The organism is Pseudomonas frederiksbergensis, assembly GCF_035751725.1.
Classification (GTDB): Bacteria; Pseudomonadota; Gammaproteobacteria; order Pseudomonadales; family Pseudomonadaceae; genus Aquipseudomonas; species Aquipseudomonas frederiksbergensis_A.
The window spans coordinates 3,772,526-3,787,742 of the sequence record NZ_CP142104.1 but is presented as its reverse complement, the minus strand read 5'-3'; the positions used below and the strand labels follow the sequence as shown (position 1 = coordinate 3,787,742).

13 protein-coding genes are annotated in these 15,217 nt (G+C 62.5%); 4 read left to right on the top strand and 9 right to left on the bottom strand.

What is annotated here, in order from left to right:
- Positions 1–149: 149 nt before the first annotated feature.
- Positions 150–1,031: a DUF2242 domain-containing protein gene (locus VQ575_RS16750; RefSeq protein ID WP_039589137.1), complete on the top strand. Its 882-nt coding sequence runs from the start codon at positions 150–152 to the stop codon at positions 1,029–1,031.
- Between the two features lie 318 nt (positions 1,032–1,349).
- On the opposite strand, the gene VQ575_RS16745 is transcribed toward VQ575_RS16750, so the two are convergent.
- The gene (locus tag VQ575_RS16745) at positions 1,350–2,387 is read right to left on the bottom strand and encodes an AraC family transcriptional regulator (RefSeq protein ID WP_039589416.1); all 1,038 of its coding nucleotides are present in this window, start codon (positions 2,385–2,387) and stop codon (positions 1,350–1,352) included.
- A gap of 2 nt (positions 2,388–2,389) precedes the next feature.
- The gene (locus VQ575_RS16740) at positions 2,390–3,520 is read right to left on the bottom strand and encodes a carbon-nitrogen hydrolase family protein (RefSeq protein ID WP_325918010.1); all 1,131 of its coding nucleotides are present in this window, start codon (positions 3,518–3,520) and stop codon (positions 2,390–2,392) included.
- Positions 3,521–3,791: 271 nt separating this feature from the next.
- Between VQ575_RS16740 and VQ575_RS16735 the strand changes: the two genes are divergently transcribed.
- Positions 3,792–5,831, top strand: a complete 2,040-nt coding sequence (locus VQ575_RS16735) for an oxidoreductase (RefSeq protein WP_198725277.1) — start codon at positions 3,792–3,794, stop codon at positions 5,829–5,831.
- Between the two features lie 130 nt (positions 5,832–5,961).
- Positions 5,962–6,870, top strand: a complete 909-nt coding sequence (locus VQ575_RS16730; RefSeq protein WP_039589140.1) for a 1-aminocyclopropane-1-carboxylate deaminase/D-cysteine desulfhydrase — start codon at positions 5,962–5,964, stop codon at positions 6,868–6,870.
- Between the two features lie 7 nt (positions 6,871–6,877).
- On the opposite strand, the gene VQ575_RS16725 is transcribed toward VQ575_RS16730, so the two are convergent.
- Positions 6,878–7,426: a cytochrome b gene (locus tag VQ575_RS16725; RefSeq protein WP_039589141.1), complete on the bottom strand. Its 549-nt coding sequence runs from the start codon at positions 7,424–7,426 to the stop codon at positions 6,878–6,880.
- Positions 7,427–7,609: 183 nt separating this feature from the next.
- Positions 7,610–9,019, bottom strand: coding sequence for a type VI secretion system Vgr family protein (locus VQ575_RS16720; protein WP_325918008.1), 1,410 nt, complete (start codon positions 9,017–9,019; stop codon positions 7,610–7,612).
- Between the two features lie 220 nt (positions 9,020–9,239).
- On the opposite strand from VQ575_RS16720, the gene VQ575_RS16715 reads away from it, so the two are divergent.
- Positions 9,240–9,944, top strand: a complete 705-nt coding sequence (locus tag VQ575_RS16715) for a YebC/PmpR family DNA-binding transcriptional regulator (RefSeq protein WP_039589143.1) — start codon at positions 9,240–9,242, stop codon at positions 9,942–9,944.
- Between the two features lie 41 nt (positions 9,945–9,985).
- Here the strand turns inward: VQ575_RS16715 and VQ575_RS16710 are convergent, their stop codons facing one another.
- The 5 genes from VQ575_RS16710 to VQ575_RS16690 form a co-directional block, all read right to left on the bottom strand.
- Complete coding sequence (locus VQ575_RS16710; RefSeq protein ID WP_325918007.1) at positions 9,986–11,293, bottom strand: leucine-rich repeat-containing protein kinase family protein; 1,308 nt, start codon at positions 11,291–11,293, stop codon at positions 9,986–9,988.
- Between the two features lie 87 nt (positions 11,294–11,380).
- Positions 11,381–12,442, bottom strand: coding sequence for an ABC transporter substrate-binding protein (locus VQ575_RS16705; protein ID WP_039589145.1), 1,062 nt, complete (start codon positions 12,440–12,442; stop codon positions 11,381–11,383).
- An 18-nt stretch (positions 12,443–12,460) separates the two neighbouring features.
- Positions 12,461–13,576 (bottom strand): NAD(P)/FAD-dependent oxidoreductase, encoded by a 1,116-nt coding sequence (locus tag VQ575_RS16700; RefSeq protein WP_039589146.1) that lies wholly within the window; start codon positions 13,574–13,576, stop codon positions 12,461–12,463.
- A complete protein-coding gene (locus VQ575_RS16695; protein WP_325918006.1) occupies positions 13,573–14,928 on the bottom strand; it encodes an FAD/NAD(P)-dependent oxidoreductase in 1,356 nt (451 codons plus the stop codon). The genes VQ575_RS16700 and VQ575_RS16695 overlap by 4 nt, the downstream gene beginning before the upstream one ends.
- The gene (locus VQ575_RS16690) at positions 14,925–15,215 is read right to left on the bottom strand and encodes a (2Fe-2S)-binding protein (protein ID WP_039589148.1); all 291 of its coding nucleotides are present in this window, start codon (positions 15,213–15,215) and stop codon (positions 14,925–14,927) included. The genes VQ575_RS16695 and VQ575_RS16690 overlap by 4 nt, the downstream gene beginning before the upstream one ends.
- Between the last annotated feature and the right edge of the window lie 2 nt (positions 15,216–15,217).

The following is a 15,217-nucleotide window of genomic DNA, read 5'->3' as shown; positions in this document are numbered from 1 at the left end:
GGGGATGTGCGCCGATTCGTCCTCCGTGTGTCTTTTTCCCGTGGGAAAGCCCCCGTAGACTTGTAACCCCTTTGAGACACGATTACCCAAGCTGCCCGGCGGCGTTCTGTTGCACAATACGCGCCGGACTGTTTTCTCCAGGATGTTCAATGTTCAGATCATTTCACATGCGCACCGTTGGGCTGGCATTGCTGCTGACTGTCGCAGCTGGCTGTTCTTCAAAGAAAACGGCCATTTACGAGCACGAGAACTTTGATGATTCCGGCACGTTCTCGCGAACCTATCCGGTGACTGACGTGGCGACCTGTGAAGCAGGGCGTCGGGCATTGCTCAGCCAGGGCTACATCATCACCAGCAGCGACCCCAAGCTGGTCAGCGGCCACAAGAGTTTCCAGCAGACTGGCGATACCCACATGGAGATCAGCTTCAACCTGGTCTGCGCCGAGGATGGTGGCCCGGGCCATCGCGCCACTATGTTCGCCAACGCCCTGCAGGACCGTTACGCCCTGAAGAAAATCAACAACTCCGCCAGCCTGGGCGTGGGCGTGTTGGGATCGGTCTCGATGCCGATCGGTTCATCGGACGATTCCATGGTCAAGGTGGCCAGCGAGACCGTTTCGGCGGCCAAGTTCTATGAGCGCTTCTTTGCGCTGGTGGAGCTGTTCCTGCCACCGGAAGCCAAGAAAGCCGTCGAAAACGTCGACAAGCCGAAAACCGAGCTTGGCGTGCCGGAACCCAAGACCGAACCGGCTGCCTTGGCTCCGGTCCCAGCCCAAGCCCCTGCGGCATTGCAAGCACCGGAGCCTGCGCCAGCCCCCGCGCCCGCCGCGCCGGTCGAGCAGGCTGCCCCGGCGCCGGCCGAACCTGCGCCCGCCGCATCGGAGCCGGTTGCGCCGCCCGTCGAGCCCGCGCCGATCGCACCGAGCGAGCCCGAGTCCTACGCGCCGTCTTCAACGGAAACCATCACTGCGCCGCCGGCCAGCACTTTGCCTGCGCCGACAGAACCGATCCAACCGCTTCCGGCCTCCTGAGTCGCTGTAGCAAGGGTGGTAATCCCTTGCTACATGTCCTGGCTTTAAATCCCAGATGCTGTGCTACGTTTAATTCATGAGGCCTTGGCTTCATGTTTTATTCACATGGCAGCTTTATGCTGATTCCAGGCCATCAGGCTTTGGTTCAACGATTGGGAAGGACATGCAATGGACGACTATCAGGAAGAGCTGCTGGAATACCAGGCCTATGAGCTGGACCCACTGGAACCCGCCGAAGACGCGACTGAGCTGTAAGGGCGGGCCGGTATTGGCTTGGAACAACGAGGCATGAAGACGGCTGGCGCTGGGAGTTGACGCTCATGTTCCCTTGCGGCTGCGGCGAAAATCCCCCGGCGTCTGGTTGTTCCAGCGCTTGAACGCGCGTTGGAAGGCTTCCGCCGAGGCGAACCCCAGCAAGTAGGCGATTTCGCCGAATGCCAGTTCCGTGTCGCGAATGTACGTCATGGCCAAGTCTCGACGGGTGTCGTTGAGGATCGCCCTGAATTGCGTACCTTCTTGCGCAAGTTTGCGGCGTAACGTCCAGGTTGGCAGCTTCAGGCGCGTCGCCACTTCTTCAAGGCCTGGTTCCCGACCACCGCTGAGCAGAGGCCCCAGCAATTGAATGATGCGTTCACGCAAGGTGCGCGTGCGAGTCAGTTGTTCCAGTTCCCTTTCGCATAATTGAACCAAGTGCCGCCAGGTACTGGGGCAGTGTTGCGGGTTGCGCTGGGCGAGGCTTTCCAGGCCCAGGCGCAGCTGGTTTTGCCCGGCACCGAATTGTATTGGGCAGTTGCCCAGTATCTGGTAGGCCTGCCCATAGGCAGGCTCCTCGAATTCGATGTCGATGCGTTCGGCGTGCAGCACCCTTTCGCTCACGCTGGACAACTGCGTAAGCCAGCCAGCAAGAATCGAATCCACGACGAAGCGGTTATAGGCGTTATAGGGACTGATGGAGTAGAACCGCAGCCACGCGCCTCGGGCGTCCTCATGGAAGCTCGATTGCCCACGATAATTGGAACCATACAGGGGCTCGAAGCGGATCATGCACCGCGCGGCTTCTCGTACGGTCGGCGCCTGCGCGGCGGTAACACCTGCGAGCCCGGCCTGGCTCAAGCGGCTGAGCTGCCCCATGCGCAGTCCCAGGGCCGGGTCTTGTGTCAATTGGATCGCGGCATGCCCCAGGCGCATGTAGCGGGGAATCGAAAGGCGCGCCCCGGGTTCGGCCAGGCGCGCCGTGTCGAGGCCGTATTGTTCGAGCAATGGCTGCGGATCCTTCCCATGGCTGGCCACTGCGTCGGCAAGGCTGTGGACGAAACCCACGGACAGGTCGCCCAGGCGCATCGGCTGGGGCTTGATGCTCACAGCCAGAGGTTCAACAGGCGGGCGCCACGCGCTTCGCCATCGGGGAACTGCTGGCCGCTATGGCTGATAAAGCTTTGGCCGGTACTGCCGTTGTCCCAGAACTGGCCACGCAAGAACACACTGACGCCACCCTTGGCCTGGCTGACCGGCACCTGGCTGGTCAACGTCAGGCGACGCCAAGCCTGGCCTTCGGTTATCTCGCCGGGCTTGAGGCTCACTTCGCTTGGCGTGGACAGGCCTTTGTAGCCTGCCCAGGGCTTGTCCCAAGTATCGCGGCCAATGACAAAGGCAGGCACGGCGATCAATTGCACGTGCTGCTCATCAAGTTGCCGATAATGAAGCGGATACCAACTGTCGCTGCCGATCAGCACGCCCAGGCGACCGGCGGGTGTGTCTATGGCCACGAAAGCCTGGGTTTCTTCCGCCTCGAGCACGTCCCGCTGGTCGAATACTGGATGGCGTTGACGCACGGGTTGGCCGATCGGACGGCCATCGCGGCCGAATACCAGGCTGCTGTTGTAGAGCGCGCCGCGACCGATCGTCAGCTCACCTTCGCTGACGCTCGGCTCGGGCAGCACGATGGAGCCGGCCACCAGGGTCACGCCGAACTCCTTCGCCAGGCCACCGAACAGCGCCTGGTAATCCTGGGCCATGGCGTCTGCTTTCATCCGCAGATAAGCATCGTCCAGGCGGCTATTGCCCTTGGCGCCCGCCAAGGCACGAAGAAAGGCCAACGGATTGCTGACGGCGAGCCAATGCATGGCTTGTTTCAACGTGGCGGCTTGATACACCTCGTCTTTTTCGCCGCTGACCATCAGCCAGGTCCCGATGTGCTCAGGCAGGACCACGATGGTTTTGTCGTTGAGAAGCCCTTGGTCGCGCGCCGCCTGCAGATAGGCGGCCAACTTGCGCCGCAGGCGTCCAGGACTTTGGTAGTCGGTGGGAAAGAGCTCAGGCTGGATACCGAGCAAGTTGCCCCGATCGGCGGGCGTACCCTGGTCGACCGCCACGTTGATGCGCAGGTCTGACAGGTAATGGCCGACTGGACGATCCGCCGTCCACAGCGCGTAAGTGATAACGGCAGCCATCAAGGCCAGTGAGAGGAGCAGGTACAGAAATTTGCGCATGGGGACAGTCAACGGCCGCTTACAGGTTCGTGATTTTTCATCAGGACACCGGGCAGGGTACGGTAAAACAAAGGATTAGCGAAAGGGCGGGCAGCCGTCTGTCGAGCAGTAGCGAATGATTGGCGTGCCGATTGTGTTGCACATTTTGATCATTAACTTGTCCGTTTCGGTCATTGAGCGCTCCGGTTCCGACTCTTACGCTGTCACCCATGACTGATGGAGGCCACAGAGCTTCCACATTTTTCCGTGATCGCCCATTGTGGAGTTACCGATGACCGCCCCTCATTACCCGCATTTGCTGGCCCCGCTGGACCTGGGCTTTACCACGCTGCGCAACCGTACCCTGATGGGGTCGATGCACACCGGCCTGGAAGAAAAGCCCGGTGGCTTCGAGCGCATGGCGGCCTATTTTGCCGAGCGCGCCCGGGGCGGCGTGGGCTTGATGGTAACCGGCGGGATCGGCCCTAACGACGAGGGTGGCGTTTATTCCGGTGCGGCCAAGCTGACCACGGAGGAAGAAGCGCTCAAGCACCAGATCGTGACGCGCGCGGTGCATGAGGCGGGCGGCAAGATCTGCATGCAGATTCTCCATGCCGGCCGCTATGCCTACAGCCCCAAGCAGGTGGCGCCGAGCGCGATCCAGGCGCCGATCAACCCGTTCAAGCCAAAAGAGCTTGACGAAGAGGGCATCGAAAAGCAGATCAGTGATTTTGTCACCTGTTCGGTACTGGCCCGGAAGGCTGAGTACGACGGTGTCGAGATCATGGGCTCGGAAGGCTATTTCATTAACCAGTTCCTGGCGGCCCACACCAACCACCGTACCGACCGCTGGGGCGGCAGCTACGAAAACCGCATGCGCCTGCCAGTGGAAATCGTGCGTCGCGTACGCGAGGCGGTCGGCCCGAATTTCATCATTATTTTCCGTCTGTCGATGCTCGATCTCGTGGAAGGGGGCAGCACCTGGGAAGAGATCGTCCAGTTGGCCAAGGCCATCGAGCAGGCCGGCGCGACAATCATCAACACGGGCATCGGTTGGCATGAAGCGCGTATTCCCACCATCGCCACCAAGGTGCCGAGGGCGGCGTTCAGTAAAGTCACCGCCAAGCTGCGTGGTTCGGTGAGCATTCCGCTGATCACCACCAACCGCATCAATACGCCCGAGGTCGCCGAGCAAATCCTGGCCGAGGGCGACGCCGACATGGTATCCATGGCACGGCCCTTCCTCGCGGACCCGGATTTCGTCAACAAGGCTGCCGCTGGCCGGGCGGACGAAATCAATACGTGCATCGGCTGCAACCAGGCCTGCCTGGACCATACGTTCGGCGGCAAGCTCACCAGTTGCCTGGTGAACCCGCGGGCGTGCCATGAGACTGAACTCAACTACCTGCCCGTGACCCACGTGAAAAAAATCGCCGTGGTCGGCGCCGGCCCAGCCGGGTTGTCTGCCGCCACCGTAGCGGCCGAGCGCGGCCATCAGGTGACGCTGTTCGATTCGGCCAGTGAAATTGGCGGGCAGTTCAACATTGCCAAGCGTGTGCCCGGCAAGGAAGAGTTCTTCGAAACACTGCGTTATTTCAAGCGCAAGTTGCAGACCACCCACGTCGAGTTGTGTCTCGACACCCGGGTCGACGTGGCGCAACTGGTGGCTGGCGGTTTCGACGAGATCATCCTGGCCACCGGCATCGCGCCGCGTGTCCCGGCGATTCCAGGTGTGGAGCACCCGAAGGTGTTGAGCTACCTGGACGTGATTCTCGAGCGTAAACCGGTTGGCCGTAGCGTTGCGGTGATTGGGGCCGGCGGGATCGGCTTTGACGTGTCGGAGTTCCTCGTGCATCAGGGCGTTGCCACCAGCCAGGACCGCGAAGCGTTCTGGAAGGAGTGGGGTATCGATACGCACCTCCAGGCCCGCGGCGGCGTGGCCGGGATCAAGGCTCAACCCCATGCGCCGGCGCGGCAGGTGTTCCTGTTGCAGCGCAAGAAGTCCAAGGTCGGCGACGGCCTGGGCAAGACCACCGGTTGGATTCACCGCACGGGCCTGAAAAACAAGCAGGTGCAGATGCTCAACAGCGTCGAGTACCTGAAGATCGACGATCAGGGCCTGCACATTCGCATCGGCGAAACGGGCGAGCCGCAAGTGTTGGCGGTGGACAATGTGGTCATCTGCGCCGGCCAGGATCCGCTGCGCGAGTTGCAGGATGGCTTGGAAGCGGCTGGGCAAACGGTCCACCTCATCGGCGGTGCCGACGTGGCGGCGGAGCTGGATGCCAAGCGTGCGATCAACCAGGGTTCGCGGTTGGCGGCGCAGTTGTAAGGCGCAATTGTGTAGACTCCCGGGATCCTCGGTGGGAGCGAGCCTGCTCGCGCCCACCGTTTCTTCGGATGCCAGGGAGTCCGCGACCAGCTGTTAACATATTGGCCTGTTTTCCACCCGGCCCGCAGCCATGCTTCTTCCCGCCCTAGACTGGCATCCCCAACCTCGCCTCGAACGCCTTCACTTGGACTGGCTCGCCCACGCCAGCGTCGAAGTGGCGGTCTTGCGCCTGGACCGGATCGATCCGCTGATCAGCGGCAACAAATGGTTCAAGCTGCTTCACCACCTGCTCGCTGCCCATCAGGCCGGTGCGGCAGGTGTGATGAGCCTGGGCGGCGCTTATTCCAATCATTTGCACGCGCTGGCCGCTGCGGGCAAGCGCTTCGGTTTTCCAACGGTGGGGTTGTTGCGGGGCCATCCTCGGGAAACGCCGACGGTACTGGACCTGAAAGCGTTCGGCATGACGCTGCACTGGTTGGGTTACGAAGGATACCGCAGGCGTCATGACGCAAACTTCTGGACGCCTTGGCAGTCGCAATACCCTGGCTTCTGGCCCGTGCCGGAAGGCGGTGCGGGACTTCCGGGTGCACAAGGCTGCATGACCTGGGCGAGCTGTGCACGTGACCAACTGGCGGCGTTGGGCTGGGAGGACTATCACGGCTGGTGGCTGGCCTGCGGCACCGGAACGTCGCTCGCGGGCCTGGTGCTGGCTGAAGCAGGCAAACGCCCGGTGCATGGCGTCCTGGCGGTGCCCGAAGGCCATGGCGTCAGGCAGAACGTCGAAAGCATCGTAAGTGCAGCGGGCCTTGCCGATCCGCATTATGAGCTGTTTGATGGCAGCCGTGGTGGCTTCGGCCGGGTTGACAGTGATCTCGCCGCGTTCATCGAAACCACCCAGGCCATCGAACTGGAGCCGCTCTACACCGGCAAGGCGCTGATGTTGCTCAAGGCTCGCGTCGAGGCCGGTGCGATCGAGCCGGGCACTCGCTTGATCTTCGTTCACACCGGCGGTTTGCAGGGCCGCCGGGGACTTGAGTAAGCGGTGCTCAACCGCGCTTGGGCAGCATCCGCAGCAACGTGTTATCGCGCACCACATAATGGTGATACAGCCCGGCCAACGCATGCAGGCCAATCAACCAATAGCCGACGGTGCCGCCAAGCACATGCCAGCCTTCCAGTTGCTCGGCAAACGCCTTGTCCGGCTCGACAAGCAACGGTAAGTCAAAACCGTAGAACATCACCTGATGCCCTTCGGCGCTGGTGATCAGCCAACCCAGCAGTGGCATGGCAACCATGAACAGGTACAACGCCCAGTGCATCAGGCGCGCCAGGAAGGTTTGCCAGGCGGGAGATGCCGGAAAGATTGCGGGTGCCTTGCCCATGCTTCGGGCGAACAGGCGCAGCCAGACCAGCACGAACACGGTCAGGCCAAGCATGAAGTGCGCTTCCTTGATCAACGTTCGACCGTCGCTGCCCTTGGGGAAAATCCCCCGGAACTCAATGCAGGCATAAACCACGGCCAGCAGCACCAGCATCAACCAGTGCAAGGTGACCGTGACGGTACTGTAGCGGTTTGTGGAATTTTTCCAGGGCATGCGGGTATCTCCAGTCGTCAGGGTAAAGCGCTGTCTGGGCAGCGTTGTGCTTGGACTGTATGCCCGTTTCGTTGGGTTCGCATGAGGCAGATCAAGTTGACCCGATGAATTTATGATTCGCTCGCCGAATGGTCTTGCCATCAGCCTCGGGGAGCCCGTTCTCGACCAGGCCACGGGATTTCCTCAAGGCGTCATGTCCGGTGGATTCAAGAGCCAGTCGAATAGAAGGTTCACATCGTTGTTGCCCGTCGTCGAGGGGGACGTTGATACGGGGCCGCCGTTGTCCGGGACGGGTTGGAGCGATCTGGCGCACAACACCGGCCGGTCGGGATCACCGTCAAGGAAGCTCACCAGTACCTCGCTGCCGCCCACCCAGGAAGGTGGGTTGTCGGTCGCAAGGCGCGACACGGGCAGCACAATGCCTTCATCATCGCGACGCCAGAGGCTGACCATGATCCGACCTTGGTCGTCGGGCGTCGCAGCCTGACCTGTCGGGCCGAGCACATAGGCGAGGTGATAACCGGGTATGCATGGCTTGGGATGCTTGATGGGCGGTCGGTACACGGAAGACCAGGGAATCGCGCAGAACCGGTTGCGGTAATGCTTGGCCGATGGTGTGTCCGGCAGGTTCCTCTGCAGGATGGAGAATTGCCGTCCACGGTGCCGGACCTCTGTAATCAGCCATTGATCATTGAACGTCGATACCGGATGCCCATCGATCTGTGCGATATGACCGCTGCGCATGGCCGAGGAGGTGGTATGCCCGTGGATCTCCCGTTTTCGATAGCGCAACCGTTCGAGACGCCGCCGGCCCGCCTGGAAACGGTGGGTTTTCGCGGGGTCGTCACGCATTCTTTCGTGCGTTGAATCCTGGGGGACCGGTAACGTGGGGTTGGTTTCCTCGGCCACTGCCCGATCACGAAACCCTTCGGGCGGCCCAGGGGGGACCGAGTGATGGCGTTGATACAACCGCGTGATAGTGCCGCGCTTATCCGCCTCTGCGTGCGAGAGCAGTCCAGCCGACTGTAAAGGAAAGCTCTTTGGGTCCTCCGCAAACACCAGGACATGGCCCTGGGGCGTATGTTCGAAATGGTAGTGAATGCCTTCCTCTTCGCATAAGCGCTGCAGCAGCGTCAGGTCGCTTTCTTCGTACTGGATGCAAAACGGGCGACGCGGATATTGCCCATTTGGCAGTTCGAAGCGATAGCTATGGGCAGGCAGTGCGTTGTCCTCCAGCAGGTTCTGCAAGATCTCTACGACACTGAGCCGATGAAAGATCTGCCGCCGCGGACCTTGTTCCAACTGCTGGAGGTAAGGAACCAGCGTCACGCGATAACCAACGCGATGCGCAGCACCCGCGGTCAGGCTGATGCTGTGCACGACGCCATGTATGCCCGCCTGACCTTCCAGGCGTAGGAAGGCTGCTTGCCCGAGCAAAACGTCAGGGCTGATCGGCGGCATCAGGCCAATCAGGTCGAGGTCGAAGCGGTACGGTTGATTGAGCGCTTCCTGGCCGTTGAGCCTCAGGACCTGCAAGCGCATATCGCTTTGGATGATCGTCAAGCTGAAAGGGTGTTCCGTGTCGTTGCGCATCGCGGCCCATCCTGGCTGAGGGAGAGAGTACAAAGGGTACGAAACCCCGGCGCGTGACGCTGTCCCCAAATCGCTATTTCAGAAACCCCCTACAGCATGTTGTGAAAATGTCGATTGGGCCGCCGCGATTTTTTGGTCGATCAGCCGGTTTAGGCCGTATAAACTTGCGCCACAGCGCCGGCCGGCAGATGTCTCGGCGCGTCAGACAAGAGAGTGAGTAATGGGCGCACAGTGGAAGGTTAAACACAAAGAAGCGGCTGCCAACGCCAAGGGCAAGATCTTCGGCAAGCTGGTGAAGGAAATCACCATTGCGGCGCGAAACGGTGCCGATGTCGCCACCAACGCACACCTGCGGCTGGTGGTCGAGCAGGCTAAAAAGGCTTCGATGCCCCGCGAGACCCTGGAGCGTGCGATCAAGAAGGGTTCCGGCCAGCTTGGCGAAACCGTGCAATACCATCGTGTGACCTACGAAGGGTTCGCGCCCCATCAGGTGCCGCTGATCGTTGAGTGCGTGACCGACAACATCAACCGTACCGTGGCCGAGATTCGCGTTGCGTTCCGCAAGGGCCAACTCGGCGCGTCGGGTTCGGTAGCCTGGGACTTCAACCACGTGGGCATGATCGAAGCCGCCCCGGACAGCCCCGATGCTGATCCGGAAATGGCCGCCATCGAGGCCGGTGCCCAGGATTTCGAACCGGGCGAGGACGGCGCGACGTTGTTCATCACTGATCCTGCCGACCTTGATGCCGTGCAAAAGGCGTTGCCGGAACAGGGCTTTACCGTGTTGTCCGCCAAACTGGGCTATCAGCCGAAGAATCCGGTCAGCGGCCTGACCGACGAGCAGATGGCCGAAGTCGAGGCGTTCCTCGAAGGTCTCGACAACCACGACGACGTGCAGGACATGTTTGTCGGCCTGGCGGGTTAAGCCGAAGCCGCAGCGGTGAGGGAGCAAGCTCCCTCGCCACGCTAGTGCAGTAGACCTTCTATCTCGTCAAACCCCGGCCGCGCCAGTACATCCGGCTGGCAGCAGCGCGCCTCCAGATCCTTCAATCGTGAAAGATCCTCGATACTGGACGCCGGTTCGATCCGCGCCAGCAACTCCCCCAGCAAAATCCCGAAGGCGCGCACTTCAATGCGTTGCAACGCGCGGGTCTGCCGGTCATCAACCGGGGCATGGAAAGACGCCGCGCCAAAATCCCCCAGTAAACAATCGCCCTGGTCGTTGCAGAGGATATTGTGGCCATACAGATCCCCATGGGTCAGGCCTCGCCGATGCAGGTGACCCGCCACACGGGCAATGCCTTGGGCGATGCGCACGGCCACATCGGCGCGCAGGCGCAGTTCGTCGGGATAGACGTCACGCGTACAGGATTCCAGGCTCGGCAGCCCGGCCAGGTTGCGGTAATCGGGGCCGATCAGGGCCATCACCAACCCTTCCTGGTGCTCGGGGTGACCGTTGACCTGACCCAACACCTCGATCAGGTTCGGATGCTTGCCAGCGGTGATGCACGCATGCATTTCATGCAGCGGCGAGCCATCGCTGGTCATTTGGCCTTTGTAGAGCTTCACCGCGACGTCGCGCCCGGCCTGGCCTGGCGTTTGCCATAGCGCTTGGTGGATCACGCCCGATGCCCCTTCGCCCAACGACTGTTGCAAGCTCAGTTGGGACCAGTCGATCGGTGTGGCGACATGCAGCGCCTGGGCATTGGCTTCAGCTTCCAACGGGTTACCCGCGTAGGCCAGCCAACTGAGACTCGGCATTTCCAACAACCACGACGGCAGCTCGGCCAGTTGATTGGCGGAAACACGCAGCAATTCGAGGCGATGACACTGTGCGAGGCTTTGCGGCAACTGCCGCAGGCGGTTGCCTGCCAGCATCAATTTTTGCAGGTGGGGACGCCGGCCCAGCTCCTCCGGCAACTGGCTGATGCAGTTATCGGTCAGGATCAGCCAGCGCAACAGGGGTGGCAAGGCTGCGCCGGTCACGCGCTCGATGCGGTTGGCCTTGAAGCCGACCATGGTCAATGCGCTGCAACGGCCCAGGCACTCAGGCAGTTCGACGAAGCGATTATCCGAACAGAACAACACTCGCAGGCGAGTCAGGCGATTGAGATCCGCTGGCAGCGTGTCGAGCAGGTTGCCGCTCAGGTCGAGGATTTCCAGCGAGTCCGCGAGATCGAAAATTTCCTGGGGAAACTCCGTCAGGCCGCATGACAGCTTTAGTCGGGTAATGCCCGACAGTTGGCCGGTTTGGAGTTGGGTGAGGGTGTGCATGGTGGCGATCGCTGTTATCAAGGGGCCGAGCGCAGGTGAAACCCGCGCAGGCCCGCATGATAAACAAAAAAGGCAGCGCCAGCGGCCCTAGCGCTCGATGCTGCGGTTCCACCGTGCGTTCCAGGCCGGGCGTTGTTCGTTGACCTGATCCCAATCCACCGCGATCGCGGTTTCCAGGTACTGCTTCATTGCTTCTACCTGGCCACGCGTCTTGTCGGTGGTCGGTGTGTTGGGGTTGGACGGAATCTGATCGCCTTCTTCCAGGGCGATCGCCTGGGCTTCGGGCGTCAGCAGGAACGCCGCAAGTTTTTGCGCGAGTTCAGGTTCGCTGTTCTGGGCGACGGCGCATTCGGCGACGTTCAGGACCACCGCACCTTCCTTCGGTTGTGCGTATTCGACCGGCATGCCCTTGAGTTTCAGCGCGGTCACCTGGGTCGGCGTCAGTGGGAACAGCGCCGCTTCGTCGGTCTGCAACATCTCGGAGATTTTCGCCGAGCTGGGAATGTACTCCAGCACGTTGCGCCCTACCGTATTCGGCCAGGCCTTGAAGCCTGGCTCGACATCGGTTTCGCTGCCGCCCTGGATCCGGTTGAACATCAGGAAACCGTGCAGGCCGAAGGTGGATGAGGCCACGGATTGAAACACTACTTTGTCCTTGAACCGTGGGTCCGCCAGGTCCATCCACGAGGTCGGCGTGCTCCAGCCTTTTTCCTTGAACAGCCGCGTGTTGTAGGCGAGGCCGGTGACGCCGAGGCTGACGGCGACGGCCTGGTCCTTGATGCGGCCCTTGGCCGGGATCTGCGCCAGGGGCGCGCTGTCCTGCAGCTTGTCGCACAGCCCCATGGCGATGGCGCGGTACATGATGCCGTCGTCCAGGAACATCACGTGCATCTGCGGGTTGCCCTTGCTGGCCTGGACCTTGGCCAGGATGTCGGCCGAAGTGCCCGGCACGATCACCACCTTGACGTTGTTGGCTTTCTCGAAGGCCGGCAAGACTTTGTCGGCGTACAGGCGCTCCATGGTGCCGCCGTTCATGCCCAGGTAAAGCGTCGGCTCGGCCAAGGCCTGGGTGACCGGGAGCAGGGCGCCCAGGCAAGCGGAACCCAGCGAGCAGAAACCGAACAGTGCACTGCGTTTGACGTTATTCATTGGCGCGACCTTCCTCTATCAAGCAACGGAGATGGAGTGAAACCGGGTGATTGAAAACGCATCCAGCGGCGTGGACGAGGCCCCGCTGCAGATGATTTCGGTGAGCGCCTGGCCCACCGCCGGGCCGATCTGGAAGCCCGCGCCGGCAAAGCCGAACGCGTGCAAGAGACCGGGTTGGGTGCTGCTGGGGCCGATCACCGGTTGGCGATCGGGCAGGTAGCCTTCGGTGCCGCTCCAGGTACGGATCGCCTGGGCGCCCTCGAGGAACGGATAGAGTTCGACGGCTTGGCGCAGAATCTCGATAACTGCGCTCTGGCCGGGACGGGCGCGGGCATCGTCCAGCGCAAAACCCTGGCCGCCGCCCAGTACGCAATTGCCCCGGGCGACTTGTCGGGCATAGATGCCGCCGCCCTCGACGCCGGTGCTGGCGTCCATTACCACAGGCAGCGGCTCGGTCACCAGCATCGCCGGGTGCCCGGCGTGCATGGGCACTGCTTCGCCAAACTGCGCGGCGAAGCGGCTCGCCCAGGCCCCGGCGCAGTTCAGCAGCCAAGGTGCGCGGAATTCGACAGCGGTTTCGGTGCGCACGGCAAAGCGCTGGCCGTCGTGCGTTACCTGGCTGACCGGGCACTGTTCATGCACCTGCGCGCCATGCCTGCGGGCCGCCTGGGCAAATGCTGGCGAGACCAGGCGCGGATTCGCGTGACCGTCATCCGGACACAGCGAGGCGCCGACCGCCACGGTGCCGACCCACGGAAACCGCCTGCGCAATTCGTCGCGATCCAGCAGTTGCAAATCGAGGCCAAAGCCCTGGCTGCTGGCGGCGTAGTCATGCAACGCACGCAAGTCATCGAGACTGCGAGCCAATTTCAGATGGCCGCTGCGCTGATACTCGCCGTCAATGCCGATCAACTGCGGCAATTGCCCCCAGATCTCATGCGCCCGTTGCGACAGCGGCAGTTGCGACAACGGACGGCCCTGGCGCCGCACGCCGCCGTAGTTCACGCCGCTGGAATGCGAGCCGCAGAAGTCCCGCTCCAACAGCGCCACGCGACGGCCGGCCTTGCTCAGGAACAACGCCGCCGAGGCGCCGACGATGCCGCCACCAATGATCACCGCATCGACCTCGATCATGGCTCCACCTCCAGGCCAAACGGCACGGGTTTGACGGGCGCCTGTGCCCGCAGTCGACCGATGTCCCGAACGGCGCGGCCACTTTCACGGGCGATGATTTCTGCTGCCGCGGCACCGCACATCCGCCCTTGACAGCGCCCCATGCCGACCCGGCAATGGGCCTTGACCCGGTTGATCTCCCAGTGACCTTCGCCCACCACCTGGCGGATATCTGCGACGCTGACCTCTTCGCAGCGGCAGATCATCAAGTCGTCGGTCGCGCGGCTCGCCCAATCCTCGGGAAAGACAAAGGCCCGCTCCAGGCCCTGGCGGAAATGGCCGATGCGTTCGAGGGACTGTTCCAGCTGGGCGCAACGTTGCGGGTCGACTCGGTACCCCAGGTCTTCGAGCAGCGCCAGGGCCGCCCGCTCTCCGGCCATTTCGGCGGCGTCGGCGCCCATGATCCCGGCGCCGTCGCCGGCCAGGTAGACCCCGGCCGAGCTGCTGCGTCCGGCGCTGTCGCGTTGCGGCAGCCAGGCACGGTTGAGCGGGCTCCAGGCAAATTCACAGCCCAGCAGATCGGCCAGTTGCGTTTCGCTGCGCAAGCCATGGGCGAAGGCGACTGCATCACAATCGAGGGTGCGCTCGGTTGTTTTTCTGCGCCAGTTCAACGATTGCACTCGGCGCTCACCCTCGATGAGCGTGAGGCTGGCGCCTTGATGTACCGGGATACCATGAGTCGTCAGCCAGGCGCGGTAATAGAGTCCTTTGGCGAGCGTCGCCGGTTGCGCGAGCAGGCCGGGGAGGGCGCGCGCCTGGGCGCTCAGCGGCGAGCTGTCGAGAACCGCGACAACGTTCGCGCCGGCCTTGGCGTATTGGTACGCCACCAGGTACAGCAACGGCCCGCTGCCCGCGAACACCACTCGCTCGCCGATGGCGCAACCCTGGAACTTCAGGGCGATCTGCGCCGCGCCCAGGCTGTAGACCCCCGGCAGTGTCCAGCCAGGCACCGGCAGGATCCTGTCGGTGGCACCCGTTGCGACGATCACGCTGGCGTAGTCCAGGCGAGCGGCGCGGCCCTCGTGCAAGGTGTCCAGCTGACCGGCTTCGGCGTTCCATACCAGCGTGTCGGGACGGTAATCGAGCTGCTGGCGCAACTCCTCCAGCGTCTGGTGGATAGCGTTGGCCTTTGCTGCTTCGAAGCCATACAGCTTGTCCGATGAACGGGTGAAGTTCGCGGGCTGACGCCGGTAGATCTGCCCGCCACCGCGCGCGGCTTCATCCAACAGGACCGGGTAGATGCCATGGGCGGCCAGGGTTTGCGCAGCGCGGATACCGGCGGGGCCGGCGCCGATGATGACGATGGGTTTCATACCTGGCGCCCCGGTTCGCGGCTGATCTGCTGGCCGGCTTCGAGCATTGTGGAGCAAGCGCGCACGCGGCGGCCGTCGCCCAGGCGGACCCAGCAATCCTGGCACGCGCCCATCAGGCAGAAGCCGGCACGGGGCTCTGCGCTGAAATCGCTGCCGCGCACGTGTTCGCTGCAGGTCAGCACGGCGGTCAGCACGGTATCGCCCAGCAAGCCGCTGGCCGGTTCGCCGTCGAGCATGAACTTCAGGGCCGGGCGATCGCTTTCGGCCAGTCGTTTCAGCAGAGCCATGG

Excerpts from the sequence above, each read along its gene's own strand:
- VQ575_RS16740 (WP_325918010.1), bottom strand. The coding sequence starts at position 3,520 with ATGCGCAAATTTCTGTACCTGCTCCTCTCACTGGCCTTGATGGCTGCC.
- VQ575_RS16720 (WP_325918008.1), bottom strand. The coding sequence starts at position 9,019 with ATGCGCAACGACACGGAACACCCTTTCAGCTTGACGATCATCCAAAGC.
- VQ575_RS16710 (WP_325918007.1), bottom strand. The coding sequence starts at position 11,293 with ATGCACACCCTCACCCAACTCCAAACCGGCCAACTGTCGGGCATTACC.
- VQ575_RS16700 (WP_039589146.1), bottom strand. The coding sequence starts at position 13,576 with ATGATCGAGGTCGATGCGGTGATCATTGGTGGCGGCATCGTCGGCGCC.
- VQ575_RS16725 (WP_039589141.1), bottom strand. The coding sequence starts at position 7,426 with ATGCCCTGGAAAAATTCCACAAACCGCTACAGTACCGTCACGGTCACC.
- VQ575_RS16690 (WP_039589148.1), bottom strand. The coding sequence starts at position 15,215 with ATGGCTCTGCTGAAACGACTGGCCGAAAGCGATCGCCCGGCCCTGAAG.
- VQ575_RS16695 (WP_325918006.1), bottom strand. The coding sequence starts at position 14,928 with ATGAAACCCATCGTCATCATCGGCGCCGGCCCCGCCGGTATCCGCGCT.
- VQ575_RS16715 (WP_039589143.1), top strand. The coding sequence starts at position 9,240 with ATGGGCGCACAGTGGAAGGTTAAACACAAAGAAGCGGCTGCCAACGCC.
- VQ575_RS16730 (WP_039589140.1), top strand. The coding sequence starts at position 5,962 with ATGCTTCTTCCCGCCCTAGACTGGCATCCCCAACCTCGCCTCGAACGC.
- VQ575_RS16705 (WP_039589145.1), bottom strand. The coding sequence starts at position 12,442 with ATGAATAACGTCAAACGCAGTGCACTGTTCGGTTTCTGCTCGCTGGGT.
- VQ575_RS16735 (WP_198725277.1), top strand. The coding sequence starts at position 3,792 with ATGACCGCCCCTCATTACCCGCATTTGCTGGCCCCGCTGGACCTGGGC.
- VQ575_RS16750 (WP_039589137.1), top strand. The coding sequence starts at position 150 with ATGTTCAGATCATTTCACATGCGCACCGTTGGGCTGGCATTGCTGCTG.